Raw genomic sequence first — 26,655 nt, 5'->3', positions numbered from 1 at the left:
GCTTTACGATCAGTTACGAAGACAGGCTGCCGCAGCAGTAACCCAAGCCCCGGTTACACAAAATTCTGCACACCCTCTCGCCGGGTGCGCAAGCCAACCCACCGAACGAGTTAACACCATGAGCAAACCATTGGTATCCCTTGCCGTACTCAAGGCCAAACCCGGTAAGCAACAGGAACTGAAAGAAGGCTTGCTGAGCCTGATAGAACCCACGCGGGCCGAGCCGGGCAATCTTGATTACGTGCTGTTCGAAATGCGTGATGAACCGGGCACCTTCTACATGCGTGAAGCCTTCAAGGATCAGGCAGCCCTGGATGCGCATTTTGCGACGCCCTATTTTCAGGCGTTTGCCGCCACCGCTGATGAACTGCTCAGCGAGCCATTGCAGCTGATATTCCTCGAGCAGGTATCCAACTGAGTGGGACCCATGGCCATTGCTTGATGCATGGGGATGCCCGTTGGTTCGCTGATGGTCGCTCCCACGCCTCTAGATGGGCCGCCTGGTGGTCTGCGCCGACCGGGCGAGAGTCCCTGTCTTAATGCTTTATCAGCGTTGGCGGGCGTTCAACGTCCGCCAACTGCGCGTGTGCATGCGTGGTGTCGGCTGACCGCCACAGGTGATTGCAATCGGCGTTTCGTGAAGCCCCACGGCTAGCGTGGGGCATTGCCTCAATGCAGGGCGCGCGAGGGCAGGCGCTCGTCGACCAGTTGCTGAGCCTGGAGCGCGAGTGCATCGAGGTGCGCGTCACGCTGCTTTTCCGCCTGTTGCATGGCGCGCTGGCCGTGTTGCTTGAGCAGGTAGGCGTGAATCTGCCTGACCTCGGTGGAGGCAAACACCGGCGCCAGGTCGGCGACCGCTACCATGCCGGTGGAGCGGTAGTCGCGGCTGTTCATCATCACCAGCGCACCCTGAGCGGCCAGCACCTGCAAGCCTAGGGCCTCGAACAGCGGCACCTTGCCTGCCACGCAGGCCAGCTCCAGATGCGGGCGTCGCTCCAGCACCCGTTGCAGCAGCGCCCGGCCGATGCCCTGAGCGCGATACTCGTTATGCACCGCCAGATAGGCGAGGGTGCAGGCGGCAGCATCGTCCGGGCTCGGCAGATACAGGGCAAACCCCAGCACACGGGCCGGATCTTCATCGTCCAGCGCCAGTAGCAACTGCACGGGGCCTTCGGCGTCGCCGTTCATGGTCTGCAGGTGCAGATGCAGCTCATAGCCGATCACGTACTGGTACAACTGATACAGCGGATTGCTTGGCAGCAGCGGTACTGCGCTGACATCGGCGAAGTAGTCCACCACCATCTGCTGCACTTGGCTCTTCAGTGACTCGGGCGGCGGGCTGCTGAGGTGGGAAAGGGTGAACATCGGTATATGGTCCGCTGGAGAATGCGTGGGCCGTGGATTGTAACCCGCGGGCGGGGTTGCTCGGGCGCCATGATCGTACCCTCACTCGGCGTTACCCCGTGTCGCGGATACCATTTTCCGGCCTCGCCCCATCAATTCCCTCTGGCCGTTTTGCGCCTCGGGTAACATGGCGGCGCAGCGAACTCGGACCCAGAACAACCTTATGCCATCGCCGAAACGAAAATACTCAGGCATCGAGCGCGAGCTGATTCGCACCCTGACCCTTGCCTGTGAAACGGCGAAAAGCGAAATCGTCGGCTTCCAGTGGCTGACCCATGATGTGAACTACGAGCAGTTTCCGCAGAGCCTTGTGGTGACCTGGGTGTTCGACAGCGAAGCGAACAAGGCGCGTGCACTTGCCTGCGCCGACAAGGCGAGAATGCGGGCGCTGACGCTGGCCGCTTTCGATGAGGTGGGCATCAGCGTTTCCAGCATCGCCGACCACGTCGCGTTCTCGGTCGAACGACCGGCAAGGGGCAAGCGTGGCCAAGGACATTGAGAACCCCTGCGTGTCGCTGTGCCAGCTCAACAGTGAGCTGTGCGTCAGTTGCGGGCGCACGCGCGAGGAAATCCGCAAATGGCGAGGCATGAAAAGGCCCGAGAAGATGGCCAGTGTGCAGAAGGCCGCAGCGCGGATGAAGGCGATTGCCAAGAAGAAAGGCAAAGGTCAGTAGGGTGGATGACGCTTTTTTCATCCACTCTTCAGCGGTTCTCAGGTCTACTCGCTCAACCAGCCAAGAACCACGATGGCTCACGCCTGACGGCACTTTGGTTAGACCTCAGTTACACCACTTCCTGGGACACGATCCGGCGTGAACTCGCCGCTTCCATGTTGTTGCCGATACCGGTTCCGCTCTTACAGCGGCTCACTTTTGGCAGACGCCCCAAAAGTAAGCAAAAGGTCTGTGCCCCTGCCATCCGGCCCGACTTCGTCGGGTTCCCTCGCTCCATCATTGTTCTAGGGGCCCGCCGCGAAGGGCCATCCCTGGCCCATCGCGGCTCTCGCGGCATCCATGCCGCTCAACCCCTTACACAACGATTCCACTCGGCCTCCTGACGGGGCGTTTGGCGTCGTCTGTGAGATCGGCGATCCAGCACCAAACAGAGCGAGAGCATTGCGGCTTGGCCGCAATGCTCTCGCTTTAAGCTCTGCTTTTGCTTTTTTGCTCTGCCTTCCACAACACGTTCAAACACCGCGGTCCCCGAATCCCGTCAGGAGGCCGAGTGGAGGTGCTGTGGAGAGGGGCGTTTGGCATGGATGCCAAACGAGGAGTGATGGGCCAGGGATGGCCCTTCGCGACGACCCTCGGAGCAGCGCCGGAGCGAGGGGAGTTTCGCGTAGCGAAACCCGGATGCCGGGCGCGCTTTCTCTTTGGTTACTTTCTCTTTCGCGCGAGCAAAGAGAAAGTGACTCGCCGTAAGGGCGAAAAGGGGCATGGGTGGCGCCGGTAAATCGTGGTCTGTCCCCGATTGTTCTTTCTCTTTCTCTTTCTCTTTCTCTTTCTCTTTCGCGCGAGCAAAGAGAAAGTGGCTCGCCGTAAGGGCGAAAACGGTAAAGGAGAGCGACATAAAAACGTTTCAGGTTTAACTGGAGTCGTAGGGGGATTAGTATTTTGAAGTTTTTAATTGTTATCTTTGATAAGTTGCGCTTGGATTTTTTGCCATGCGGGGTCACTAGCCTCTATTAAATTGCATAGGTCTCCGGCGCTGTCTTTATTGATCATTTCAAGTGTTCCTGCAGATTGGGTGCGATAATGATTATGCATTTTCTTAACGCGATCCAATATGGGAATTATTTGAGATGTTACTTTATTTAGATAGTCTTGGATGTCAGATAGAGATGTCGGTATTTTGTAACCATTTGGGCTGCTCGCGATTATGACGCTTTCGTCTCGAAGTTTTGCAATTCCTCCAGTGCGTAGCATTTGTTGTGTGATGTCTGTGAGTCCAATATTTTTTAAGTGATTTTCTATTTCTACCGTGCTTATGTAGTTGGACGTTCCCTCTAGTGTGTTTTTGAAAAGCAAGAATTTCAGTATCGCCGTTTGTAGTCTTTTAGATTGATCGGCAGATTTTGGTGTTTTAGAAAGGTAATCATATGCGCTTTTTATAGCGATTTCGTATACCTTTTGGTCTTGGGGTGTTGAAGATTTAGATTGGGGAGGTGATGTGTATCGGATTGGCCACTCAATAAAAGAATTCTGCTTTTCTCTGATTTTATTTAAGTACTCCAGGGCAATATACGGTGGGCATTTTTCTTCGTATATGTGCGCTATCGTGCCCGCATAGAAGTCGGCTACTTGAATTAATATGGCTTCATGGCTCTTTGCTGTTCCGAAGGCCGAGGTGGAGTCGATTAAATCAAATTTCCTATTGACGTACGCTTCTAGCGAGGATTTGAATTCTGGCGACCCATGCTCATCAGCTAACACCTCAATGGTGGGATATGTTTCATATAGGTTTTTATATAGTATGCTGGTTCCATATTTTATGAAGGATTTTTTATGCTTGAGGCCGCTATCTGGATATATTTCAGATTTGTTTATTGCGATAATCTCAAGCCTTATCTCGAGCTTGGCTAGGTCTTCTAGTATTTGAATTCTGCGGTTATGGCTTTTATGTCCGACGTTGCTTGATTTTATTTCGCTTGTTTTGAAATGTCTTTCTCTTATTGCTTCGGCAACTTTTTCGTTTTGCTTTAAATTGTGCTCTGAGCTAATTATTGCGCATACTACATAGTATTCTGATGTTCCGTCCTTTTCTATGTTTAAGCTAGTATTTCCCGACTCGTCGACATATGCGTAATGTTTTTCAGTAAGCATATATTCCTCGCCAATAAAAAGCCCCGCACTAGGCGGGGCTTTTTATTCAACTTCATTCCCAACATCCCTGGCAGGTGTAGGGTCAATCTACTCTGATGTCAGCGAGCCATCAATCCCAGCTCAACGCCCCACCAGTCTGATACTCAATCACTCGGGTCTCGAAGAAGTTCTTCTCCTTCTTCAGGTCCATGATCTCGCTCATCCATGGGAAGGGGTTGGTAGTACCTGGGTACTCTTCCTTCAGGCCGATCTGGGTCAGACGGCGGTTGGCGATGAATTTGAGGTAGTCCTCCATCATCGCGGCGTTCATGCCCAGTACGCCGCGCGGCATGGTGTCACGCGCGTATTCGATCTCCAGCTGGGTGCCCTGCAGGATCATCTGGGTCGCTTCGTCCTTCATCTGGGCGTCCCACAGGTGCGGGTTTTCGATCTTGATCTGGTTGATCACGTCGATGCCGAAGTTCAGGTGCATGGACTCGTCACGCAGGATGTACTGGAACTGCTCGGCGGTGCCGGTCATCTTGTTGCGGCGGCCCATGGAGAGGATTTGGGTGAAGCCGCAGTAGAAGAAGATGCCTTCCAGTACGCAGTAGTAGGCGATCAGGTTACGCAGGAACTGGCGGTCTGTTTCCGGGGTGCCGGTTTCGAACTTGGGATCGGAGATCGAGCGGGTGTACTTGAGGCCCCAGGAGGCCTTCTTCGCGACGCTCGGGATCTCGTGGTACATGTTGAAGATTTCGCCTTCATCCATGCCCAGCGATTCGATGCAGTACTGGTAGGCGTGGGTGTGGATCGCTTCCTCGAAGGCCTGGCGCAGGATGTACTGGCGGCACTCGGGGTTGGTGATCAGGCGGTACACGGCCAGTACCAGGTTGTTGGCAACCAGGCTGTCGGCGGTGGAGAAGAAGCCGAGGTTGCGCATGACGATGCGGCGCTCGTCTTCGCTGAGACCGTCTGTGGATTTCCACAGCGCGATGTCGGCGTTCATGTTCACTTCCTGCGGCATCCAGTGGTTGGCGCAACCATCCAGATACTTCTGCCAGGCCCAGTCGTACTTGAAGGGTACGAGCTGGTTGAGGTCGGCGCGGGCGTTGATCATCTGCTTGTCGCCGACCTGTACGCGTGCGGAGGCGCCTTCGAGGTCGTCCAGGCCTTCCTGGATGTCGAGGTCGTTCAGGGCTTTCTTGGCGCGGGCCACGGCGTCGGAGTCGTTGGCGTCGACGGCGCGGGCCTGCTCGACCGAGCCGGCAGCTTCGCTGTCGAGCTTGTCGAAATTGGTGCCGGCGCTTTGTGCGTTGGCGTTGCTTGCGGCGGCTGCTTCTGCGCCGTCTTCCTTGTCGAATTCATCCCAGCTCAGCATGGCTTGGCTCCTGCGTGAGGGCCGGCGAATAAACCGGCCTGTATGGATATACAGATAATTTGAATTATGTTCCGTTGCGTGATGCGCGCAAGGGTAAACGGGTACCGCTGGTCAGCAGGCGGTGGATTGCTGGCTGACCGTTGCCCCTCGACCCGGAGGAGGAGGGGCGGGAATTTGTGGGGAGGAGTGACGGTTTTGCCTGGGCTTTGGGTCGCGGCTAAAGCCCCTCCCACAAGTACAAGCCGAACCGTTTTGCCCTCTCCCTAACCCTCTCCCGCAAGCGGGAGAGGGGATTTAACGCTGATTTGCTTTAGAGCTTCACAGACCTTCGAGCGTGTAGCTGAGCGAGTAGTCGCAAGGCACCTGCTGGAGTGGAACCCCTGAGCGTACGCATGTACGTGATGGGGGCCGCTCTAGCAGGTAACGCCGCGAATGCCGCTCAGATCCACGCGTCAGCCTTACTGACAGGCTTCGCAGTCGGGTTCGTCGATGGCACAGGCTTTTGGTACGGGCGCCGGGGCCGGAGCTGCCTGCTGGGCAGGAGCCTGGGCCTTGGCCGAGAAGCCTTCGTCACCACCAGCGGACACTGCGTTGAGCTTGCCGGTGTTGATGGTGGACTTCTCGGTGCTGGTAGCGGCCAGGGCACGGAGGTAGTAGGTGGTTTTCAGGCCACGGTACCAGGCCATGCGGTAGGTCACGTCCAGCTTCTTGCCCGAGGCGCCGGCGATGTACAGGTTCAGCGACTGAGCCTGGTCGATCCACTTCTGGCGACGGCTGGCAGCGTCGACGATCCACTTGGTTTCCACTTCGAACGCGGTGGCGTACAGGTCTTTCAGGTCCTGCGGGATGCGCTCGATCTGCTGTACGGAACCGTCGTAGTACTTCAGGTCGTTGACCATGACGCTGTCCCACAGGCCGCGGTTCTTCAGGTCGCGCACCAGGTAGGGGTTGATCACGGTGAATTCGCCGGAGAGGTTCGATTTCACGTACAGGTTCTGGTAGGTCGGCTCGATGGACTGCGACACGCCAATGATGTTGGAGATGGTCGCGGTCGGCGCGATGGCCATGATGTTCGAGTTACGAATACCTTTCTTCACGCGCTCGCGGATCGGCGCCCAGTCCAGCGATTCGGACAGGTCGACGTCGATGTACTTCTGGCCACGGGCTTCGATCAGCAGTTGCTGCGAATCCAGCGGCAGGATGCCTTTGCTCCACAGTGAACCTTCGAAGGTGCTGTAGCTGCCACGCTCTTCGGCCAGGTCACAGGAGGCCTGGATGGCGTAGTAGCTGATGGCTTCCATCGACTTGTCGGCGAACTCGACGGCAGCGTCGGAACCGTAGGCGATGTGCTGCAGGTACAGGGCGTCCTGGAAGCCCATCAGGCCGAGGCCGACCGGGCGGTGCTTGAAGTTGGAGTTACGTGCCTGGTCGACGCTGTAGTAGTTGATGTCGATGACGTTATCGAGCATGCGCACAGCGGTCTTCACGGTGCGGCCGAGTTTCTCGATGTCCAGCTTGCCGTCGACGATGTGGTTGACCATGTTGACCGAGCCCAGGTTGCAGACCGCGATCTCGTCCTTGTTGGTGTTCAGGGTGATCTCGGTGCACAGGTTGGAGCTGTGTACCACGCCCACGTGCTGCTGCGGGCTGCGCAGGTTGCACGGGTCCTTGAAGGTCAGCCATGGGTGGCCGGTCTCGAACAGCATGGAGAGCATCTTGCGCCACAGGTCTTTGGCCTGGATGGTCTTGTACAGCTTGATCTTGCCGTACTCGATCAGGGCTTCGTAGTACTCGTAGCGCTCTTCGAAGGCCTTGCCGGTCAGGTCGTGCAGGTCCGGTACTTCGGATGGGCTGAACAGGGTCCACTTGCCGTCTTCGAAGACGCGCTTCATGAACAGGTCCGGAATCCAGTTGGCGGTGTTCATGTCGTGGGTACGGCGACGGTCGTCACCGGTGTTCTTGCGCAGCTCGAGGAATTCCTCGATGTCCATGTGCCAGGTTTCCAGGTAGGCGCAGACCGCGCCCTTGCGCTTGCCGCCCTGGTTGACCGCCACGGCGGTGTCGTTGACTACTTTGAGGAACGGTACGACGCCCTGGGATTTGCCGTTGGTGCCCTTGATGTAGGAGCCCAGCGCGCGCACCGGGGTCCAGTCGTTGCCCAGACCGCCAGCGAATTTCGACAGCATGGCGTTGTCGTGGATGGCGCCGTAGATGCCCGACAGGTCGTCCGGCACGGTGGTCAGGTAGCACGAGGACAGCTGCGGACGCAGGGTGCCGGCGTTGAACAGGGTCGGGGTCGACGCCATGTAGTCGAACGAGGAGAGCAGGTTGTAGAACTCGATGGCGCGGTCTTCACGGTTCTTCGGCTCTTCGATGGCCAGGCCCATGGCCACGCGCATGAAGAACACCTGCGGCAGTTCGAAGCGGATGCCGTCCTTGTGGATGAAGTAACGGTCGTACAGGGTCTGCAGGCCGAGGTAGGTGAACTGCTGGTCACGCTCGTGGTTCAGCGCCTTGCCCAGCTTCTCCAGGTCGTACTCTTTGAGTTTCGGGTCGAGCAGCTCGAACTCGGCGCCTTTTTCCACGTAGGCCGGCAGGGCCTTGGCGTACAGGTCGGCCATCTCGTGGTGAGTGGCGCTGGCGGTGATGTTGAGGAAGCTCAGGGCTTCGGCGCGGATGTTGTCCATCAGCAGGCGAGCGGTGACGTAGCTGTAGTTCGGCTCACGCTCGACCAGGGTACGAGCGGTCATCACCAGAGCGGTGTTGACGTCTTTCTCGGCCACGCCGTCGTACAGGTTCTTCAGGGTTTCGCGCTCGATCAGCGAGCCATCGACTTCGGCCAGGCCTTCGCAAGCTTCGCGGATGATGGTCTGCAGGCGGCCCATGTCCAGCGGCTGCAGTTCACCGCCAGCGGTGGTGATGCGGATGCTCGGGTGCGGCTGGGCAATTTCGCTGCCGGCACTGGCCTTGCGCTTGTTGGCCTGGGCTTCGCGGTAGATCACGTAGTCGCGGGCGACTTTCTGCTCGCCGGCGCGCATCAGGGCCAGTTCGACCTGGTCCTGGATTTCTTCGATGTGGATGGTGCCGCCGGACGGCATGCGGCGCTTGAAGGTAGCGGTGACCTGCTCGGTCAGGCGCGCGACGGTGTCATGGATACGCGACGAAGCGGCAGCGGTGCCGCCTTCTACTGCAAGGAAGGCCTTGGTGATGGCGACGGTGATCTTGTCATCGGTGTAAGGGACGACGGTGCCGTTGCGCTTGATCACACGCAGTTGGCCGGGCGCGGTGGCAGCCAGATCCTGAGAGGATTCAGCGGCCTGCGGCGCCACGGCCTGCGGGTTCTCGCGAGTAGTGTCGGTATGCATGGAGATCTCCGTGTTCTGTAATTTTTGGTTGGACGTCACGATTAGAAACTGTGCCCTGTCCGCCGTTCATTCCATTAACAACTGAACCGCACGCGGCAGCCGGGCCGGGTACGGGGTGTCGCAAGAGCGGGCAGGTTAGGCACGACTTCAAGTGCCGTCCTGGCGCATAAGTCACAGCGGGGCATTACCACACCCCGCCTACTACATATAGTGGTCGACTGGCGGATAAGGCCGCAGTCTGACCAGCTCACACGCAACGTCTGGCGTTGCTGCGCGGCTGTAACCCAGGCCAGGCCTGGGCTAAGGCGAAACGGTTAGCCGGGACACCTGGAAAACCCTGCGAAAAGGGCTTGCGCGATTCGTTCTTATTGTGTCCGGTTTTCTGCGGTAACCCAACATCTGGTGGGTGCTGCACGATGGGGATACAAGATAGTGCGCTGTTGGAGGCATTGCAAGGCGCTAAAAAAAGAACTGCCTGTGGATAAGCTGTGAGTGCCTTGTGGGTGTTGGCGGCGTAGCCCGCGTGTTCTCTGGCTCTGGCTACCAATGACCGTTCGTCGCCCCTGGGGGAAGGATTTCAGCGAGTTGGCGAAGCTGTTCGGCGGCGCACAGACTACCACTATATATAGTGCTTTTGGCATGTGCTGTGCTTAACCCGGCGCCAGGCTTAGGCGCAGGTTTGCCGCTCGCGCCGGGACGCGCTCAGCCCCTAGAATGGCGACGGTGTTTGCGGCGCTTGCCGCTATGCGAAGGGGAATGGGTGTGGAACAAGAAGCGTGGCAGATTCTGATCGTCGAGGATGACCAGCGCTTGGCGCAGTTGACCCGCGAGTATCTGGAGGGCAACGGCCTGCGTGTGTCCATCGAAGCCGATGGTGCGCGTGCGGCGGCGCGGATTCTCGCCGAGCAGCCGCACCTGGTGATTCTCGACCTGATGCTGCCGGGTGAAGACGGTCTGAGCATCTGCCGCAAGGTACGCAGCGGTTACAAGGGGCCGATCCTGATGCTGACCGCGCGTACTGACGACATGGATCAGGTGCTGGGCCTGGAGATGGGTGCCGACGACTACGTGTGCAAGCCGGTGCGCCCGCGTGTGCTGCTGGCGCGCATTCGTGCACTGCTGCGCCGCCGTGAGGGCAGCGAGAGTGAGCGTGATGAAGGTCAGCCGCGACGTCTGCAGTTTGGTGCGCTGGCTATCGACAGCGCCATGCGCGAAGCCTGGCTGGGCGAGCAGGGCATCGAGCTGACCAGCGCCGAGTTCGATCTGCTCTGGCTGCTGGCGGCCAATGCCGGGCGCATCCTGTCGCGCGAGGAGATTTTCAATTCCCTGCGCGGTATCGAGTACGACGGCCAGGACCGTTCCATCGACGTGCGCATTTCGCGCATCCGCCCGAAGATCGGCGATGACCCGATGCATCCGCGAATGATCAAGACGGTGCGCAGCAAAGGCTACCTGTTCGTCGCCGAGGCCGCCGAAGCACTACCGTTCGGTGATGCGCCGCCGATCCTCCGCGATTGATCGGGCAGCCATGAATTCCATCTTCCTGCGTATCTACGGCGGCATGCTCGCCGCGCTGGTGCTGGTGGCGCTGTTGGGCGTCGGCACCCTGCACCTGGTCAACGAGGTGCGCGGCGACCAGTACCGCGAAGGCCTGGCGCGCGGCACCTTCCGCCTGATGGCGGACAACCTGCTGCCGATGAACGAGGTGGAGCGCAGGCGCGCCCTGGTAGTGTGGTCGCGCCTGCTTGGCATTCCGCTGGAGCTGCAGGCCCTGAGCGACGTGCCGCTGGAAAGCAGCGAGCGCAACCGGCTGCAGCGCGGCCATGTGCTGGTGCAGCAGACTGGGCCGCACTCGGCCAAGGTCTATGGCCTGCTCGACGGCAAGCAGCCGTTGCTGCTGACCGGTGAGATTCAGCAGATCAGCGAGCAACTGGCGCGGGCTACCAACTACCTCCTGATCGACGAACTGATCCGTTACCCGGTAGAGGAACAGCCGCAGCGCCTGGCCGAGCTGAAGGCAGCCAAGCAGTTCGGCTTCAACCTGCAACTGGTACGCCTGGAGGAAGCCACCATCGACCTCGACCAGCGGCGCCGCATCGATGAGGGCGATACGGTGATGGCGCTCGGCAAGGGCGGCGACTCCATCTATGTGTTCTCCGGCATCGTCGATACTCCCTGGGTACTGGAAATTGGCCCGCTGTACCAGATGAACCCCTATCCGCCGCAGCTGCTGGTGCTGATCGGCGCGCTGGGCCTGAGCCTGATCGGCTTGATCGTCTACCTGCTGGTGCGCTCGCTGGAGCAGCGCCTGCGTGCGCTCGAGGGTGCAGCCACGCACATCGCCAGCGGCCGCCTGGATGCGCGCGTGCCGACGCGTGGTGCGGACTCGGTAGGGCGCCTGGCCAGCAGCTTCAACGCCATGGCCGAGCATCTGCAGACCTCCCTGAGCACGCAGCGCGAGCTGGTGCGCGCGGTGTCCCACGAGCTGCGCACGCCGGTGGCGCGGCTGCGCTTCGGCCTGGAGATGATCGCCGATGCACCGAGTGAAAATGCTCGGCGCAAGTACATGGACGGCATGGACAGCGATATCCAGGATCTCGACAAGCTGGTCGACGAGATGCTGACCTACGCTCGCCTGGAGCAGGGTTCGCCGGCGCTGAATTTCCAGCAGGTGGAGCTCAAGGCGCTGATCGATCAGGTGATCGACGAGTTGGCGCCGCTGAGCAACAAGGTGCGCGTGGAGGCGGGTGCGGTGCTCAGCGTGCAGGCCGAGGGCGCCTGCTGGGTTGAGGCTGAGCCGCGCTATTTGCACCGCGCGCTGCAGAATCTGGTCAGCAACGCTATGCGTTACGCCGAAGGCAAGGTGCTGATCAGTTGCCAGGTCGGCTACAAGCGTTGCCGCATCGACGTCGAGGACGACGGCCCGGGCGTGCCGGAAGAAGCCTGGGAGCGCTTGTTCAGCCCCTTCCTACGCCTCGATGACAGCCGCACGCGGGCCTCCGGTGGGCATGGCCTGGGCCTGTCCATCGTGCGCCGGATCATCTACTGGCACGGTGGCCGGGCGCAGATCAGTCGTAGCGATAGCCTTGGCGGCGCGCGTTTCAGCCTGGTGTGGCCGCGGCGTCAGGGGGAGTAGGGCGCGATTGTGTGGTGGGCCCGGTGCGCTGTGCGCACCGATTTTTTGCCTGCGCTGTAGCCCGGATGCAATCCGGTGCGATTGAGCGCGGCCAAAAGCATCGCGGCTGAAGCCGCTCCTACAGAGGCTCACAGGTCCCGTGGGAGCGGCTTCAGCCGCGATAGCTCTATCCAGCTCGCATGAAATCCGGGCTACGCCGTGACCGCCGCCGGCTTTGCAGGGTGTGCCGCGCGCACCGGATTATCCATGTGCGTCGGGGCGCTTGATCACGCCGCCACGGCCACCAGGCTCAGCACCTTGTTATCGAACAGCGCGAACTGGCCATCCAGCTCGGCGCCCGTGCGCCATTCCGGGTGCAGGTCGATCAGCAGGCGTAGGCGTGCGCTGTCGTGGTCCATCTCCAGCAACTCGGCGTCATGGAAATAGAAGCGCGTCAGGGTCAGCGGGTAGAGCGCCTTGAACAGGCTTTCCTTGAGCGAGAAGGTCAGGCTGATGCGCGTGGCGCGGGCCTCGTCGTCCAGGCCCGACAAGCGCTGCAACTCGGCTGGAGTGAGGATTTCGCCCTGCAGGCGTTGGGCGCGCTCTGCGGGCAGCAGGCGCTCGACGTCCAGGCCTAGCGCGCGCCAATGCTCACGCTGGGCGACCAGTGCAGCAGCCCAGTTGTCGCCATGGGTGATGGAGCCGACCACGCCACGTGGCCACTGCGGCGCGCGGTCTTCGCCGACGGCCGGCACGCTGGGCTGGCCGGTCACGCGGCGCAGCGCCTCGCGGGCGCACAGGCGTCCGGCCAGATACTCGGCCTGGCGCTTGGCGACGCCGCGCACCGGGGCGATATCGCAGCGAGCGAAGTCATCTTCTGCGAGACGGGCAGGGTCGAAATGTGTGCTGACCAGCTGCGCGCCGTCCACTGCGTGGGGCAGCGGGTTGTGGGTGTCGAGTGGGCTACAGCAGGCGGGGTGGTGAGCGTTCATGGGCGCGATTGTGCCGCGCGGCGGACCGTGCAGTCATCTGCCGTTTACATTTCTTTGCAGGCAGGTAACAAAGCTAAACGGACGCTGAGGCTGGCTTTTGTCAGACTGCGCTGGCATTCCCCAGGGAATGCAGGTGAGGTTGTAGTCAGTGCGAGGGCACTGACGTTTTCTCCGAGTTCGAGAACGGTAGCCCGATTGGGCTGCCGTTTTTTTTCGTCTTTTATTTGCTGCTGTGGCAAGTGCCTGAGGTGTCACCCGTTTGTAGGAGCCGGCTTGCCGGCGATAGCTGCGCTGATGTACGGGATCGCCGGCAAGCCGGCTCCTACAGCATCCTTTGTTTGGCGGCGCGGTACGCCGAGGATTCGGCGGCATCGTGGTGCGCACGGCGCCCACTATGCAATGCCGAAATGCGTAGGGAGGATCGCGCCTTGCCGATCCACCGCTTTGGTGGATGTAAAAAGCGACATTCACCCTACACGACTCTCCCGGCCCTTCGTGTGATCGCCAAGGCGTTCGCATTTGCCCTGTGGCTTTCGTGGGGGTATTTGCAGTCAAATGCCTGTGCGGGCAAAAACCGACTCCCGCGAGGACCATGGACGATGACCCAACAATCGCAGTTCGCCCTGCTCGGCAAGAAGCGCTTTCTGCCGTTTTTCGTGACGCAATTGCTCGGCGCCTTCAACGACAACATCTTCAAGCAGTCGCTGATTCTCGCCATCCTCTTCAAGCTCAACACGGGCGTCGACCGCGATCTGCTGGTCAATCTCTGCGCCTTGTTGTTCATCCTGCCGTTCTTTCTGTTCTCCGCCCTCGGCGGGCAATTCGGCGAGAAGTTCGCCAAGGACGCGCTGATCCGCAAGATCAAGTTTGCCGAGATCGGCATCATGCTCGCCGGCGCTGCCGGGGTGCTGCTGGACAACCTGCCGCTGATGCTCGCCGTGCTGTTCGCCATGGGCACGCAGTCGGCGCTTTTCGGCCCGGTGAAGTATTCGATCCTGCCGCAGCACCTGAAGGAAGAGGAGCTGGTGGGTGGCAACGCCCTGGTGGAAATGGGCACCTTCCTGGCGATTCTGGCCGGCACCATCGGCGCCGGCATCATGATGGCCAGCAGCAGCTATGCGCCCATCGTCGCCGGCTCTGTGGTCGGTGTGGCGCTGCTCGGCTACCTGGCCAGTCATGGCATTCCCAAGGCTTCGGCTGCCATGCCTGAACTGCCGCTGGACTGGAATATCTTTCGTCAGTCCTGGGTGATCATGAAGCTTGGCCTGGGCCAGCGCCCTGCGGTGTCGCGCTCGCTGGTGGGCAACTCCTGGTTCTGGTTTCTCGGCGCGATCTACCTGACGCAGATTCCGGCCTACGCCAAGGAGTGGCTGTACGGCGACGAGAGCGTGGTGACGCTGATTCTCACCGTGTTCTCGCTGGGGATCGGTCTGGGCTCGATGCTCTGCGAGCGCATGAGCGGGCACAAGGTGGAGATCGGCCTGGTGCCGTTCGGCTCCATCGGCCTGACCCTGTTCGGCATGCTGCTGTGGTGGTTCTCCGGCGGTTTCCCCGAAGCTGCTGCGCCGCATGACTGGCTGGCGCTGCTGGGCTACGGCCAGACCTGGTGGATTCTCGGCTGCATCCTCGGCATCGGCCTGTTCGGTGGCTTCTACATCGTGCCGCTGTATGCGCTGATCCAGTCGCGCACCGCCGAGCACGAGCGGGCGCGGGTTATCGCGGCGAACAACATCCTCAACGCGCTGTTCATGGTCGCCTCGGCCATCGTCGCGATTCTCTTTCTCAGCGTCGCCGGGCTGTCGATTCCGCAGCTGTTCCTGGTGGTGTCGCTGATGAACATCGCGGTCAACAGCTACATCTTCAAGATCGTTCCCGAATTCAGCATGCGCTTTCTCATCTGGCTGCTGGGGCATTCGATGTACCGGGTCGAGCACAAGGGGCTCGATGCTATCCCTGACGAGGGGGCGGCGGTGCTGGTGTGCAACCACGTGTCCTTCGTCGATGCGTTGTTGATCGGCGGCGCCATTCGCCGGCCGGTGCGCTTTGTCATGTACTACAAGATCTACGACCTGCCGGTGCTCAATTTCGTCTTCCGCACAGCCGGCACCGTGCCGATTGCCGGGCGCAACGAGGATCTGCTGATCTACGACGCTGCGTTCAAGAAGATCGCCGAGTACCTGCGCAATGGCGAGCTGGTGTGCATCTTCCCCGAGGGCAAGCTGAGCGGCGATGGTGAGATCGACGAGTTCAAGGCGGGTGTCGAGCGCATTCTCGAAGAGAACCCGGTGCCGGTGATTCCCATGGCGTTGCAGGGCTTGTGGGGCAGCTTCTTCAGTCGCGATCCGCACAAGGGGCTGTTCAAGCGCCTGTGGTCACGGGTGTGTCTGGTGGCGGGAGCACCGATTGCGCCGGAGCAGGCCAAGCGCGAGGCGTTGCAGGCGCAGGTGGCGGCCTTGCGTGGGGATTGGCGTTGATGAAGGTGCGCATGGCCTAGGCGGCCCCGCGACACCCTACGGATCACCTGCTTCCGTAGGGTGTGCTGTGCACACCGGGCTTTCTAGTGGCTCATCTTGAGCCCGATCAGCCCGCAGACGATCAATGCCACGCTGGCCAGGCGCAGCAGCGCCATCGACTCGCCGAACAGGATGATGCCGGCGATCACCGTGCCCACGGCGCCGACGCCGGTCCAGATGGCGTAAGCGGTGCCCAGCGGTAGCTCCTTCATGGCCAGACCGAGCAGGCCGAGGCTGACCAGCATGGCGCAGACGGTCAGCGCCGTTGGCAAGGGGCGGGTGAAGCCTTCGGTGTATTTCAGACCGATGGCCCAGCCGACCTCGAACAGGCCGGCGAGAAACAGAATGATCCAGGACATGGTCACCTCCAGTGGCTGAAGGGGCCGTCCCCCGGATGAGCCACCCTGAGCTCAGGGTGCGGAGGTCGTCCTCGCGTGCGCCAATATTGTGCATATTGGCGTATCCGGGGCAAGTTGCCCCGGATTGGTGCGAGGCGTTGGGTCAGTCGGCGGCTTTCTCTGAGCTCTGACTCATTCGGCGATAAATGGTCGCCAGCAACGGGCCGGACAGGTTGTGCCAGACGCTGAACAGGGCGCTGGGCACGGCGGCCAGCGGGCTGAAGTGCGCGCTGGCCAGGGCGGCGCCGAGGCCGGAGTTCTGCATGCCGACTTCGATCGACAATGTCTTGCGCTGCGCCAGCGACATGCCGAACAGGCGTCCGGCCAGGTAACCCAGGCCCAGCCCGATGCCGTTGTGCAGGATCACCACGGCCATGATCAGCAGGCCCGATTCGGCGATCTTGCCCTGGCTGGCCGCGACCACGGCGGCGACGATGGCGACGATGCTCACCACGGAAATCAGCGGCAGCACCTCGACAGCGGTCTTCACTCGCTCGCCGAGCAGGCGCTGGGCGATCAGGCCCAGGGCGATGGGCAGCAGCACCATCTTGAGGATGGAGATGAACATGGCGCTGAACGACACCGGCAGCCATTCCGAGGCCAGCATCCAGATCAGTGCCGGGGTGACGAGCGGGGCGAGCAGGGTAGTGACGGCGGTGATCGAGACCGACAGCGCCAGGTCGCCACGGGCGAACCAGGTGATCACGTTGGAGGCGGTGCCGCCCGGGCAGCAGCCCACCAGGATCACGCCCACGGCGATTTCCGGCGGCAGGGCGAACGCCTGGCACAGCAGCCAGGCGGTGCAGGGCATGATGATGAACTGAGCCAGTACGCCAAGCAGCACGGCCAGCGGGCGACGAGCGACTTCCTGGAAGTCCGCGCCCTTGAGCGTCAGGCCCATGCCGAACATGATCAGACCGAGCAGCGGCACGATCCAGGCGGTCAGTGGCAGGAACCAGCTGGGCTGGAAGAAGGCCATGACGGCGAACAGCAACACCCAGATGGCGAAGGTGTTGCCGATGAAACGGCTGAGGGCAATCAGAGCTTGCATGACGGATTTCCTGGCAGGTTCGGAAAAGCCGGCAAGCCTACCAGAAGCGTCCAGCGCATCAGAACTTTAGGGGCGGACTTGCCGGCGATGCTTTTTCGAGGGGCGCTGGTTCCTGTAAACGCTTTACAGCGGCTCTTCATCCGCCGGGTAACGGCTGGCGCTGAGGCTTTCCTTGATCTTGCGCAGGTGTGGCTGGAAGTCGACACCGCGGCGCAGGGTGACGCCGGTGGCGAGTACGTCGAGCACGGTGAGCTGGATGATGCGCGAGGTCATCGGCATGTAGATGTCGGTGTCTTCCGGCAGCGGAATGTCCAGGCTCAGGGTGCTGGCCTTGGCCAGCGGCGAGCCGGCGGCGGTGAGGCCGAGTACCGAAGCGCCGTTCTCGCGCGCCAGGCGTGCCACCTCCACCAGCTCGCGGGTGCGTCCGGTGTAGGAAATGATCACGAACAGATCACCGGTGTGCGCCACCGAGGCGATCATGCGCTGCATCAGCACGTCGGAGTGCGCCGAGACCGCGAGGTTGAAGCGAAAGAACTTGTGCTGCGCGTCCAGCGCTACCGCGGCCGCGGCGCCGAGGCCGAAGAAGTGGATCTGCCGCGCCTGGATCAGCAGGTCGACGGCGCGGCTGACATGCTGCGGGTCGAGGCTCTGGCAGGCGCTGTCGAGCGAGGCGATGGTGCTGCCAAAGATCTTGCGCGTGTAAGCCTCGGGGCCGTCGTCGGCCGACACCGCACGGCTGACGTAGGCGGCGCCGCTGGCCAGGCTCTGCGCCAGCTGCATCTTCAGTTCTGGGTAGCCGTTGGCGCCGAACGAGCGGCAGAAACGGTTGACCGTCGGCTCACTGACGGCGGCGGCCTGCGCCAGCGCAGCGATGCTGAAGCGCGTGGCCTGCTGCGGGTCGTGCAGGATCACTTCGGCGACCTTGCGTTCGGCCTTGTTCAGGTCGTCCAGGCGGCTCTGGATCTGTTCCAGCAGGTTGCGCACGCGGTCCATAAGGGCTCCTAACAGGCGGTTGAACGGGCTTGGCGACAGGCGATGGGCGGTAAAACAACCGGCCTATCCTACTGATGCCGCCCCGTGGCCACCACTGACTTATCGGATGTAGTGAATAATGTTGTTGCTATCACAACATTTTTACTTGATAAAAGCAGTATCACCCGGTATTTCTAGTGCATCTTGATAAAAGAACAAACTCATGCCTGCGATGAAGCTTGAATCCTGCACCTTTGCCTTGTTCGGCGCGCTGGGCGATCTGGCCTTGCGCAAGTTGTTTCCCGCGCTTTACCAGCTCGATCGCGCCGGTTTGCTGCACGATGGCACGCGCATCCTCGCCCTGGCTCGTGAAACGGGCGAGCCGAGTGATCACCTGCGCGCCATCGAACAGGCGTTACGCCTGCACGTACCAGCCAAGGAGTTGACGGAGGCCGACATGACGCGCTTCCTCGCACGCCTGAGCTACCTGAGCATGGACTTCCTGAAGGCCGACGATTATGCGGCGTTGCTCGAGCATGTGAGCCCGCAGGATCAGTTGATCGCCTACTTCGCCACGCCGGCCTCGGTATACGGTGGCATCTGCGCCAACCTGGCTGCTGTCGGGCTGGCCGACGGCACGCGGGTGGTGCTGGAGAAACCGATCGGCCACGACCTCTCGTCCTCGCGTGCGGTCAACGATGCCGTGGCTCAGGTGTTCCCGGAAAACCGCGTCTATCGCATCGACCATTACCTGGGCAAGGAGACGGTGCAGAACCTCATTGCCCTGCGTTTTGCCAACAGCCTGTTCGAAACCCAGTGGAACCAGAACCACATCTCCCACGTGGAAATCACCGTGGCCGAGAAGGTCGGTATCGAAGGGCGCTGGGGTTACTTCGATCAGGCCGGGCAACTGCGCGACATGATCCAGAACCACTTGCTGCAACTGCTCTGCCTGATCGCCATGGACCCGCCCAGCGACCTGTCGGCCGACAGCATCCGTGATGAGAAGGTCAAGGTGCTCAAGGCGCTGGAGCCGATCAACGTCGAGCAGCTCGGCCAGCGCGTGGTGCGCGGCCAGTACGTGGCCGGCAGCAGCGATGGGCGCGCGGTGCCCGGCTATCTGGAAGAAGAGAATTCCAACACCCAGAGCGACACCGAAACCTTCGTCGCCCTGCGTGCCGACATCCGCAACTGGCGCTGGGCCGGCGTGCCGTTCTATCTGCGTACCGGCAAGCGCATGCCGCAGAAGCTGTCGCAGATCGTCATCCACTTCAAGGCGCCGCCGCACTACATCTTCGCCCCGGAGCAACGCCAACTGATCGGCAACAAGCTGATCATCCGTCTACAGCCGGACGAGGGCATCGCGTTGCAGGTGTTGACCAAGGATCAGGGCCTGGACAAGGGCATGCAGCTACGCAGTGGTCCGCTGCAGCTGAGTTTTTCCGATACCTACCGCAGTGCGCGTATCCCCGATGCCTACGAGCGTCTGCTGCTGGAAGTGATGCGAGGCAATCAGAACCTGTTCGTGCGCAAGGACGAGATCGAATACGCCTGGCAGTGGTGCGATCAGTTGATCGACGGCTGGCGTCGTCTCGGCGAGGCGCCGAAACCCTACACCGCCGGCAGTTGGGGCCCCATGGCGTCGGTCGCGTTGATCACCCGAGATGGCAGGAGCTGGTATGGCGATCTCTGAAATGAAACTGCCGTCAGGCGTGCAGGCCTGCCCGCATGATGACGCCGAGCAATTGGCCCAAGCCTTGGCCGTGCGCGTGGCCGATGCGCTGCGCCAGGCCATCGCCAGTCGCGGTCAGGCCACGCTGGTAGTGTCCGGTGGGCGCAGCCCGGTGCCGTTCTTCGAGGCGCTGGCGCAGCAGGACGTGCCCTGGGCGCAGGTGCTGGTGAGTCTGGCTGATGAGCGTTGGGTGCCGATCAATCACGCGGGCAGTAACGAGGCGCTGGTGCGTCGTCATCTGCTCCGTGGTCCGGCCGCCGAAACGCGTTTTCTCGGCCTCTATCAGGTCGCCGGCAACCTCGAACAGGCAGCCGAGCTGGCCGATGCTGCGGTTACCGAGCTGGCGCCGATCGATGTGCTGGTGCTGGGCATGGGCGATGACGGTCATACCGCCTCGCTGTTCCCGCACAGCCCTAATCTGCATCAGGCGCTACAGCCGGACTGCGCGCGCCGCGTATTGCCGATGCTTGCCCCGAGCGAGCCGGCGCAACGCCTGACCCTGACCGTGCCGGTGCTGGCCAGCGCACGCCTGCCGCTGCTGGCTATCCAGGGCCAGGCGAAACTGAACATCCTCAGCGCGGCGCTGCAGCCTGGTGAAACCTCCGAGTTGCCGATCCGCGCCTTCCTCAATTCCCCTCTTGAAATCCATTGGTGCCCCTGACATGACCAGCCTCGACCAAGGCCAGCGCGCGCGCATGGCCGACAAAATCGCCGAGATCGACCGCATCTGCGCGCAGGTGCGGATCATGCCGGTGATCACCATCGCCCGCGAGGCGGACATCCTGCCGCTGGCCGACGCCCTGGCCGCTGGTGGCCTGCGCGTGCTGGAAGTGACCCTGCGCTCTGAGCACGGCCTGGAGGCGATTCGCCGCCTGCGCGCCGAGCGCCCGGAACTCTGCGTTGGCGCTGGCACCGTGCTGGATGAAGACATGCTCGCCGCGGCGACCGCTGCCGGTGCGCAGTTCATCGTCACGCCGGGCAGCACGCGTGAGCTGTTGCTGGCGGCGCTGGATAACCCGCTGCCGCTGCTGCCGGGTGTGAGCAGCGCATCGGAGCTGATGGTCGGTTACGCCCTGGGTTATCGCCGCTTCAAGCTGTTTCCGGCGGAAATCTGTGGCGGTGTCGCGGCGCTCAAGGCGCTGTCCGGGCCTTTCGGCGGTGTGCGCTTCTGCCCAACCGGTGGCATCACTCCGGACAACCTGCAGCGCTACATGGCGCAGCCCAACGTGATGTGCGTGGGCGGCACCTGGATGTTCCAGCGCGAATGGGTGGAAAGCAGCGACTGGGCACGTATCCAGCAATGCAGTACCGAGGCCCTGCAACTGCTGGACTGATACGCGGCCGCTGCAGAATGTCGCAGCCGCTTAATATCTGTGCCCTGCCAGTCGCTTACTACGTCAGTTGATCCCTTGTGCTGGCTTCAACAAAAACAATTCTCCAGCGAAACCTGAAACATCCGCAGTTGGAGAATTGTTATGAACACCTGGTTCGCGAACCTAAGCGTGACCCGCAAGCTGGCGCTCGGCTTCGGTCTGGTGCTGGCCCTGACCCTGATCCTCGCCAGCGTGGCCTGGACCAGCATGGGCAGTCTGATTCAGCGCAGCAACTGGACTGCCGACATCAGTCACCTGAGCAATCTGCTGACCGAGCTGCGCGTCGACCGCCTGCGCTACATGCTCGATAACGGCGACGAGAAGATGGCCGAGGTGGTGCAAAAGTCGCTGGCCAGCTACAGCAATGCGCACGCCGAGGTGCGCAGCCGCTTCCGCAGTGAAGAAAACGTTCGCTTGCTGGCGCAGCAGGCCGAGCAGATCGAGCTCTACAAGCAATCCTTCAATCGTATGGCCGATGCCTATCGCACGGCGCGCGCTGCTCGCGAGCAGATGGGCAGCCTGGCGAAGCAGGCTTTTGCCGAGCTTGAAAACCTGTACAAGGCCGTGCAGCAGATGCCGGAGTTCGACGAGCGGCGCTCGCCGCGTTACCTGGCCGTGCGCGATGTGCGTGAGAGCCTGCAACTGACCCGTTACGAAGTACGCGGCTACACGGCCAATCCCAATGCCGATACCGAGCAGGCAATGCGCACCCAGAGCGAGCGTGCCGTGCAAAGTATCGATGCCCTGGCTGGGGCCTTCGCCGGCGAGCAGGGTGGTGCGATCAGCGCTGTGCGCGCCGGTCTTGATGCCTATCAGGCGCAAGTGCAGCGTTTCAGTCAGGCCAACGACATCATCGTTGCCGAACGCGTGGCGCTGACCCAGCAGGGCTACCAGATCGTCAAGGACAACGCCGCGCTGGTACAGATCCAGATTGACCGCCGTGACGAGGAAACCGCCACCGCACGCAATCTGCAGATCATTACCACGTTGCTGGCCCTGCTGTTCGGCGTGCTGGCTGCCTGGATCATCACTCGGCAGATCACCCGTCCGCTGCAGGACACGCTGGGCGCGGTGCAGCGCATTGCCGAGGGCGATCTCACCGCTACCGTCCAGGTCGACCGTCGCGACGAGATGGGTCAGTTGCAGCAGGGTATCCAGTACATGGCCAGCACCCTGCGTGAGCTGATCTCCGGCATCCGCGACAGCGTCACGCAGATCGCCAGCGCCGCCGAAGAATTGTCGGCGGTCACCGAGCAGACCAGCGCCGGCGCCAACAGCCAGAAGAGCGAGACCGATCAGGTCGCTACCGCCATGCACGAGATGTCGGCCACCGTGCAGGAAGTCGCGCGCAACGCCGAGCAGGCTTCGCAGGCGGCCAATCAGGCCGATGGCCAGGCGCGTGTCGGTGATCAGGTGGTGGCGGAGGTGATTTCGCAGATCGAACGCCTGGCCGCCGAAGTCAGCCGCTCCAGCGATGCGATGAATGGGTTGCAGCAGGAAAGCGACAAGATCGGCAGCGTCATGGACGTGATCAAGTCGGTGGCCGAGCAGACCAACCTGCTGGCGCTCAACGCCGCCATCGAGGCGGCGCGCGCTGGCGAGGCCGGACGCGGTTTTGCCGTGGTCGCCGATGAGGTTCGCGGCCTGGCGCAGCGTACGCAGAAGTCCACCGAGGAGATCGAAGCGCTGATCGCTGGCCTGCAGAGCGGCACCCAGCAGGTCGCCGCGGTGATGCGCAACAGCCGCAACCTGACCGACAGCAGTGTCGAGCTGACGCGCAAGGCTGGCGACTCGTTGGGCAGCATCACCCTGGCGGTGTCCAACATTCAGTCGATGAACCAGCAGATCGCCGCTGCTGCGGAACAGCAGAGCGCTGTGGCCGAGGAAATCAGCCGCAGCATCCTCAGCGTGCGTGATGTGTCCGAGCAGACCGCCACTGCCAGCGACGAAACGGCCAAATCCTCGGCCGAGCTGGCGCGCCTGGGCGGCCAGTTGCAGTCCATGGTCAGTCGCTTCCGCGTTTGATCCTGCCTGCGCGGCGCGTTCCTTGCGGCGCCGCGCACTCTATCCCTGCCGCGGGTCGTATCAGGCGACCTGACGAAAATATTCCTAGCGCCTGTCGATTCTTTCCTCACTCGTTCGACTACTGCATAGAACCCCGCCCTGGGTTCACTGTCAGCCGTAGGGAGACACCCTGCGCGCGACTTCGACTCGAACAAGGAGAAAGGCGATGCGTTTCATGGTGATTGTCAAAGCGACGGCCGATTCCGAAGCCGGTGTGATGCCCAGCGAAGAGCTGCTGACGGCCATGGGCCGTTACAACGAAGAGCTGGCAGCCGCTGGCGTGATTCAGGCTGCCGAAGGTCTTCACCCCAGTTCCAGGGGCGCCCGTGTGAGGTTTTCCGGGGCGCAGCGCACGGTGACCGATGGCCCGTTCATGGAGACCAAGGAGCTGGTAGCCGGCTTCTGGATCTTTCAGGTCGAGTCGCTGCAGGCCTGCATCGACTGGGTCAAGCGTTGTCCCAACCCCATGCCTGGCGAATCCGATATCGAGATTCGGCAGATCTTCGAGGCCGAAGATTTCGGCGCCGAATTCACCCCCGAGTTGCGTGAGCAGGAAGAACGTATCCGCGCACGCATGAGCAGTGAAAATCAAGGAGAGTAGCGATGAAGATTCATGCCTATCTGATGTTCGATGGCCAGTGCGAGCAAGCCTTCAATTTCTACGCCGAGCTACTGGGCGGCAAGCTGGAACTGATGCGCTTCGGTGAAAGCCCGGATGCTGGCGAGGTGCCGCCGGAGTTTCACGACCGGGTGATGCACGTGTGCCTGACGGCCGGTGATCAGATCCTGATGGCGTCGGACACCATCCCGCAGTATCCGCACGAGGGCATCAAGGGTTGCTCGATTTCCCTGCAGGTGGACAACGTGCCGGAGGCCGAGCGCCTATATGAAGCACTGTCGGCTGGTGGTGAGGTGCAGATGGAGTTGCAGGCTACCTTCTGGGCGACCCAATTCGCCATGCTCACTGACCGTTTCGGTGTGCCATGGATGATCAACTGCGTGGTCGATAGCCAGGAGGGTTGACGGCGAGTTTCTCGGCAAACGTAGCCCGGATGAAATCCGGGGAAACGAGACTGCGCCTTCGCGGCTGAAGCCGCTCCTACCAGACCAGTTAGGCCGTAGGAGCGGCTGGGCGGCATTCCGTTTCAGCCGCGATGAGCTATCTAGCTCACCAGCGTCAGCGGCTTGGGTTCTTCCTGCACTTGCACGCCCGCCAGGAACTCCTCGCCCCAGCGGCGAATGTCGTTGTAGCAGACGATATCGAACAGCTCGCGCAGGCGCGCCTGGGCCTCGCTTTTGGGCAGGTTCAACGCCAGGTAGCAGGTCTGCGCCAGGTCTGCCGGATCATGCGGGTTGGTCAGCAGCGCGCCCTTGAGCTCGGCTGCGGCACCGGCGAACTCCGACAGCACCAGCACGCCACGTCCGCCGAGCAGGCCTTGCGCTGCGACGAACTCCTTGGCTACCAGGTTGAGGCCGTCACGTAGCGGGGTGATCCACATGACGTCGGCCATGGCGTACCAGGCGCTGACTTCCTCGAAGGGCAGGCTGCGGAAGAAGAACTGCAGCGGCGTCCAGCCAATGCGTGCGAAGCGGCCGTTGATACGGCCGACCGCCTGCTCGATCTGGCTTTGCAGCTCGTTGTAGACGGTCATCTCCTTGGCCGCCGGTACGCACACGGTGACCAGGGTTACCTTGCCGATCAGCTCGGGGTTATCGGCCAGCAGGCGCTCGTAAGCGTTGAGCTTTTCCAGAATGCCTTTGGTGTAGTCGAGGCGCTCTACCGAGAGGATCAGCTTCACGCCTTTCATTTCCTCACGCAGTTGACCCATCAGCTCCTTGATCTTCGGCGCCTCCAGGGCGCCTCGCACGCGGTCTATGTCGAGCCCGACCGGGTGTGCGCCGAGCTTGACCTGACGGGTGCCGGTGTCCAGTTCGGTGGTCATGCGCTCCAGGCCCACGGCGCAGCCGTAAGTGATGAAGCGCGGCGCGCAGTTCTGCCGCTCCAGGGTTTTCAGCGGGAACACGCCACGGGCGACGTCGACGAAATTTTCCACCTGGCGTGGAATGTGGAAGCCGATGTAGTCGCACTGCAACAGGCTGCCGACGATCTGCCGGCGCCACGGCAACACGTTGAACACGTCGGCCGAGGGGAAGTAGGTGTGGTGGAAGAAGGCGATGCGCAGGTCCGGGCGCAGCTCGCGCAGGTAGGCCGGCACCATCCACAGGTTGTAATCGTGCAGCCAGACGATGGCGCCTTCGGCTGCCTCCAGCGCGGTGCGTTCGGCGAAGGCGCGGTTGACCTTGAGGAATACCTGCCAGTCGTCCTCGTTGAAGGTGGCGCGTTCCCAGAAGGTGTGCAGGGTCGGCCAGAAGGCTTCCTTGGAGAAGCGCTTGTAGAAGATGTCGACTTCTTCCTTGCTCAGCTTGACCCGCGCAGCGGTGAGCTTGGGATAACGCTCGGCGTCCACGGTGGTGTGGCTGTCGAACGGTTCGTCGCCATCCTCGTGCACAGCCCAGGCGACCCAGGAGCCGGGGCGGCCGTCGCCGAAGAAGCTGAGCAGAGTGGGAATGATGCCGTTGGGCGAAGTGGGGCGGCGGCGCTGCAGCTTGCCGGCGGCGTTGCGGGATTCCTCATAGGGCAGGCGGTGATAGACCATTACCAGCTCGGCCTTGCCAGGTTGCGCGGCCTGGCGGCGTTCGGCGGCGATACCGTGCTCGCCGAGGAAGCCGAAGTGGGCAAAGGCTTCGAGGATGCCGCCGCAGCCCGGACGCTCGGCGTGCAGGGTGCGTGAGTGGTGGTTGGTGGCTTCCAGCAATGCGGTTTCCGACTGGCCGACGCACACGCCGTGGAAGCTGGAGCTGAGCATGGACAGGTCATTGAGCGTGTCGCCAGCGGCTAGCACCTGATCGTGGCTCAGCTCCAGCCAGTCGGCCAGGGCCTGCAGGCTGCTGCCCTTGTTCACGCCCTTGGGCAGGAAATCCAGGTACAGCTCGGCGGAGTACAGCAGGTCGCAACCCAGCTCATCGGCGATCTCGCGTAGTGCCGGGTTGGCCGCCTGTTCGGGCGTGCAGAAGTAGGAGCAGCGACGCGCCTGCGGTACGTCCTGGCGTTCCAGACCGAACGGCTCGATGGCGCTGGCTACCTGGGTTTCGCCGGGCCAGCGGGCATCGACCACGCTTTGCAGCTGCTGGATCGGTTGCAGGCTGTCGCCATGCACCAGGGTCGCGCCGACGTCGGCGATGATGTAGTCCGGCTGCGGCAACGTTGGGTCGGCCAGCAGCGGCAGCACGGCTTCCAGGCTGCGCCCGGTGACGTAGGCGAGCTTGATTTCGGGGTGGGCGGCGATGGTCTGATAGAGGCTCAGGCGATCTTCGGGGTCGCCAGCGAGAAAGGTTCCATCCAGGTCGGTAGCTAATAGCATCGTTGTTTCTCCAGAAGTGGCCGCTGCGGCTCTGCGCGAATGCGCGCGGCCGAGGTGCCGGGTTTCTGGCTG

Annotated in this window: 21 protein-coding genes; 12 read left to right on the top strand and 9 right to left on the bottom strand. The window is 61.8% G+C overall.

Features of this window, described 5'->3' with window-relative positions; genetic code table 11:
* Positions 1-118: 118 nt before the first annotated feature.
* On the top strand, positions 119-418 hold the full coding sequence (locus tag EGJ86_RS21325) for a putative quinol monooxygenase (RefSeq protein WP_059391271.1): 300 nt from the start codon (positions 119-121) through the stop codon (positions 416-418).
* Positions 419-669: 251 nt separating this feature from the next.
* On the opposite strand, the gene EGJ86_RS21320 is transcribed toward EGJ86_RS21325, so the two are convergent.
* On the bottom strand, positions 670-1,365 hold the full coding sequence (locus EGJ86_RS21320; RefSeq protein WP_125836533.1) for a GNAT family N-acetyltransferase: 696 nt from the start codon (positions 1,363-1,365) through the stop codon (positions 670-672).
* A 202-nt stretch (positions 1,366-1,567) separates the two neighbouring features.
* Here EGJ86_RS21320 and EGJ86_RS21315 point away from each other — a divergent pair, with 202 nt between their 5' ends.
* Positions 1,568-1,903, top strand: coding sequence for a hypothetical protein (locus EGJ86_RS21315; protein WP_125836534.1), 336 nt, complete (start codon positions 1,568-1,570; stop codon positions 1,901-1,903).
* Positions 1,887-2,078 carry a DUF1289 domain-containing protein gene (locus EGJ86_RS21310; protein WP_125836532.1) on the top strand — a complete coding sequence of 64 codons (192 nt, stop codon included), beginning with the start codon at positions 1,887-1,889 and terminating at the stop codon, positions 2,076-2,078. The genes EGJ86_RS21315 and EGJ86_RS21310 overlap by 17 nt, the downstream gene beginning before the upstream one ends.
* A gap of 948 nt (positions 2,079-3,026) precedes the next feature.
* Here EGJ86_RS21310 and EGJ86_RS21305 read toward each other — a convergent pair.
* The 3 genes from EGJ86_RS21305 to EGJ86_RS21295 all read right to left on the bottom strand — a co-directional run bounded on the left by EGJ86_RS21305 (position 3,027) and on the right by EGJ86_RS21295 (position 8,951).
* The gene (locus tag EGJ86_RS21305) at positions 3,027-4,226 is read right to left on the bottom strand and encodes a DUF3800 domain-containing protein (protein ID WP_125836531.1); all 1,200 of its coding nucleotides are present in this window, start codon (positions 4,224-4,226) and stop codon (positions 3,027-3,029) included.
* A gap of 109 nt (positions 4,227-4,335) precedes the next feature.
* Positions 4,336-5,586 carry a ribonucleotide-diphosphate reductase subunit beta gene (locus EGJ86_RS21300; RefSeq protein ID WP_037000242.1) on the bottom strand — a complete coding sequence of 417 codons (1,251 nt, stop codon included), beginning with the start codon at positions 5,584-5,586 and terminating at the stop codon, positions 4,336-4,338.
* Positions 5,587-6,044: 458 nt separating this feature from the next.
* The gene (locus EGJ86_RS21295; protein ID WP_125836530.1) at positions 6,045-8,951 is read right to left on the bottom strand and encodes a ribonucleoside-diphosphate reductase subunit alpha; all 2,907 of its coding nucleotides are present in this window, start codon (positions 8,949-8,951) and stop codon (positions 6,045-6,047) included.
* Between the two features lie 762 nt (positions 8,952-9,713).
* On the opposite strand from EGJ86_RS21295, the gene EGJ86_RS21290 reads away from it, so the two are divergent.
* Positions 9,714-10,469, top strand: coding sequence for a winged helix-turn-helix domain-containing protein (locus EGJ86_RS21290; protein WP_106735505.1), 756 nt, complete (start codon positions 9,714-9,716; stop codon positions 10,467-10,469).
* 10 nt (positions 10,470-10,479) lie between these two features.
* Positions 10,480-12,087, top strand: a complete 1,608-nt coding sequence (locus EGJ86_RS21285) for an ATP-binding protein (RefSeq protein ID WP_125836529.1) — start codon at positions 10,480-10,482, stop codon at positions 12,085-12,087.
* Positions 12,088-12,353: 266 nt separating this feature from the next.
* On the opposite strand, the gene EGJ86_RS21280 is transcribed toward EGJ86_RS21285, so the two are convergent.
* Positions 12,354-13,058 carry a 4'-phosphopantetheinyl transferase gene (locus EGJ86_RS21280; protein WP_125836528.1) on the bottom strand — a complete coding sequence of 235 codons (705 nt, stop codon included), beginning with the start codon at positions 13,056-13,058 and terminating at the stop codon, positions 12,354-12,356.
* A gap of 599 nt (positions 13,059-13,657) precedes the next feature.
* Here EGJ86_RS21280 and EGJ86_RS21275 point away from each other — a divergent pair.
* Entirely contained in the window at positions 13,658-15,532 is a 1,875-nt protein-coding gene (locus EGJ86_RS21275; RefSeq protein WP_125836527.1) for an MFS transporter, read from the top strand.
* An 83-nt stretch (positions 15,533-15,615) separates the two neighbouring features.
* Here EGJ86_RS21275 and sugE read toward each other — a convergent pair whose 3' ends face one another.
* The 3 genes from sugE to EGJ86_RS21260 form a co-directional block, all read right to left on the bottom strand.
* Positions 15,616-15,930: a quaternary ammonium compound efflux SMR transporter SugE gene (sugE, locus tag EGJ86_RS21270; RefSeq protein WP_017674886.1), complete on the bottom strand. Its 315-nt coding sequence runs from the start codon at positions 15,928-15,930 to the stop codon at positions 15,616-15,618.
* Positions 15,931-16,072: 142 nt separating this feature from the next.
* The gene (locus EGJ86_RS21265) at positions 16,073-17,020 is read right to left on the bottom strand and encodes a bile acid:sodium symporter family protein (RefSeq protein ID WP_125836526.1); all 948 of its coding nucleotides are present in this window, start codon (positions 17,018-17,020) and stop codon (positions 16,073-16,075) included.
* Positions 17,021-17,143: 123 nt separating this feature from the next.
* Positions 17,144-18,004 (bottom strand): MurR/RpiR family transcriptional regulator, encoded by an 861-nt coding sequence (locus tag EGJ86_RS21260; RefSeq protein ID WP_177432902.1) that lies wholly within the window; start codon positions 18,002-18,004, stop codon positions 17,144-17,146.
* A gap of 211 nt (positions 18,005-18,215) precedes the next feature.
* Between EGJ86_RS21260 and zwf the strand changes: the two genes are divergently transcribed.
* The 6 genes from zwf to EGJ86_RS21230 all read left to right on the top strand — a co-directional run bounded on the left by zwf (position 18,216) and on the right by EGJ86_RS21230 (position 24,184).
* Positions 18,216-19,685, top strand: a complete 1,470-nt coding sequence (gene zwf / locus EGJ86_RS21255; protein WP_125836524.1) for a glucose-6-phosphate dehydrogenase — start codon at positions 18,216-18,218, stop codon at positions 19,683-19,685.
* The gene (gene pgl, locus EGJ86_RS21250; RefSeq protein ID WP_125836523.1) at positions 19,672-20,385 is read left to right on the top strand and encodes a 6-phosphogluconolactonase; all 714 of its coding nucleotides are present in this window, start codon (positions 19,672-19,674) and stop codon (positions 20,383-20,385) included. The genes zwf and pgl overlap by 14 nt, the downstream gene beginning before the upstream one ends.
* A gap of 1 nt (position 20,386) precedes the next feature.
* Positions 20,387-21,058 (top strand): bifunctional 4-hydroxy-2-oxoglutarate aldolase/2-dehydro-3-deoxy-phosphogluconate aldolase, encoded by a 672-nt coding sequence (locus EGJ86_RS21245; RefSeq protein ID WP_125836522.1) that lies wholly within the window; start codon positions 20,387-20,389, stop codon positions 21,056-21,058.
* Between the two features lie 141 nt (positions 21,059-21,199).
* Positions 21,200-23,122, top strand: coding sequence for a methyl-accepting chemotaxis protein (locus tag EGJ86_RS21240; RefSeq protein ID WP_125836521.1), 1,923 nt, complete (start codon positions 21,200-21,202; stop codon positions 23,120-23,122).
* A gap of 205 nt (positions 23,123-23,327) precedes the next feature.
* The gene (locus tag EGJ86_RS21235) at positions 23,328-23,762 is read left to right on the top strand and encodes a YciI family protein (protein ID WP_125836520.1); all 435 of its coding nucleotides are present in this window, start codon (positions 23,328-23,330) and stop codon (positions 23,760-23,762) included.
* 2 nt (positions 23,763-23,764) lie between these two features.
* Complete coding sequence (locus tag EGJ86_RS21230) at positions 23,765-24,184, top strand: VOC family protein (protein ID WP_099525542.1); 420 nt, start codon at positions 23,765-23,767, stop codon at positions 24,182-24,184.
* A gap of 140 nt (positions 24,185-24,324) precedes the next feature.
* Here EGJ86_RS21230 and ggpS read toward each other — a convergent pair whose 3' ends face one another.
* On the bottom strand, positions 24,325-26,583 hold the full coding sequence (ggpS, locus tag EGJ86_RS21225; RefSeq protein ID WP_125836519.1) for a glucosylglycerol-phosphate synthase: 2,259 nt from the start codon (positions 26,581-26,583) through the stop codon (positions 24,325-24,327).
* Positions 26,584-26,655: the final 72 nt, after the last annotated feature.

This window comes from Pseudomonas sp. o96-267, from assembly GCF_003935465.1.
Classification (GTDB): domain Bacteria; phylum Pseudomonadota; class Gammaproteobacteria; order Pseudomonadales; family Pseudomonadaceae; genus Aquipseudomonas; species Aquipseudomonas sediminis.
The sequence above is the reverse complement of the archived record's forward strand: the minus strand, read 5'-3'. Positions and strand labels throughout refer to the sequence as shown.